Source organism: Paenibacillus sp. E194, from assembly GCF_000935845.1.
GTDB classification, from domain to species: Bacteria; Bacillota; Bacilli; order Paenibacillales; family Paenibacillaceae; genus Paenibacillus_B; species Paenibacillus_B alvei_B.
This window is the reverse complement of record NZ_JMDX01000477.1, coordinates 1-1,545: the sequence shown is the minus strand read 5'-3', so window position 1 is coordinate 1,545 and position 1,545 is coordinate 1. Positions and strand designations below refer to the sequence as shown.

The window sequence follows — 1,545 nt, the reverse complement described above, 5'->3', positions numbered from 1 at the left end:
GTGGCCAAGTTCGACCTGACGCTCAATGCTCATGAAGCTGAGCATGGCATTCTGCTAAGTTTGGAGTATGCGACGGCCTTGTACGGACAAGCGACAATGACGCGCATGTCCGAGCATTTGGTGCATCTGCTGCGGGAAGTGGCGGCGAATGCCAGCATCCGCTTGGACGAGATTCGCCTAATAAGCGAGGCGGAGCGGGGGCAGTTGCTGACCAAGTTCCAGCCGGAAGCCGCAGCCGAGGAGAATCGAATACCGGAGGATGCTGTCTTCTATCGATTGTTCGAAGAGCAGGCGAAGCGGACGCCGGAGCAGGTGGCGGCTGTGTATGAAGAGCAGCGGATAAGCTACGGGGAATTGAACGAGCGGGCCAATCAATTGGCGCGCGTGCTGCGCCAAGATGGCGTGCAGGCGGATGATATCGTCGGCCTGATGATCGACCGCTCGCTGGATATGCTGATCGGGGTATTGGCGGTCATGAAAGCGGGCGGAGCGTACTTGCCGATAGACCCGGACTATCCGGAAGAGCGCATCCGGTATATGCTGCAGGATTCGGGGGCGAAGCTGCTGGTGCTGCCAGGACGTTTGTGTGATCGCGTGCCGAGTCATGTACCAAGTGATGTACCCGGTCATTTATCAGGCGAAATGGGCTATGTATCAGACTTTGTATCAAGCGATGTACCGAATCATGTGCCGAGTCAGGCGTCAAGCGAGGAAGCGGAAGAGCATCCGGCTGCAAAGCAGAAAGAGGGAGCTTCCTACCGCATCCTGCTGATGGAAGATGAGGCGATCGCCCGGGAAAATATGGCTAACTTGCCGCCGCTTGCGGGGCCGCAGCATTTGGCCTATGTCATCTACACGTCGGGTTCGACTGGCAATCCGAAAGGAGTTATGGTCGAGCACCGCAGCTACGCGGGCTTGGCGCATGCTTGGAAGCAGGCATACCGGTTGGATGCGTTCCGGGTGAGCTTGCTACAATTGGCGAGCTTCTCGTTTGACGTATTTGCAGGAGATATGGCGCGGGCGCTGTTGTGGGGAGGACAGATGGTCATCTGTCCAAGTGATGTCAGAATGGATCCAGCGTCGCTGTACGAGCGGATCCGCGATTACGGCATCAATATCTTGGAGTCGACGCCAGCGCTGGTATTGCCGTTAATGCAGTATATCGAGGAGAACGATCTCGACATAAGCGAGATGAAGCTGCTCATTCTCGGCTCGGATGTCTGCCCAGCCGGGGAATTCCAGAAGCTGGTTCGCCGCTTCGGATCGTCGATGCGCATTCTAAACAGCTACGGGGTTACCGAAGCGTGTATTGATTCCAGCTTCTATGAAGAAGGGGAAGAAGCGGATGGGGCAGAACGGAGCCGCGGGAATGTTCCGATAGGCCGTCCACTGCCGCATGTCCGCATGTACGTGGTCAATGAACGGATGCAGCTGCAGCCGATCGGAGTGCCGGGGGAATTATGCATTGGCGGCATCGGAGTCGCCCGCGGGTATTTGGGTCGTCCGGAACTGAGCGCCGAGAAGTTCGTGGCGGATCCGTTCCAA

At 57.3% G+C, this 1,545-nt stretch carries 1 protein-coding gene; it reads left to right on the top strand.

Annotated elements, in window-relative coordinates; genetic code table 11:
• Positions 1–1,545 (top strand): non-ribosomal peptide synthetase (locus AZ66_RS29050; RefSeq protein WP_044358106.1); only part of this gene is annotated, 1,545 nt, incomplete at both ends.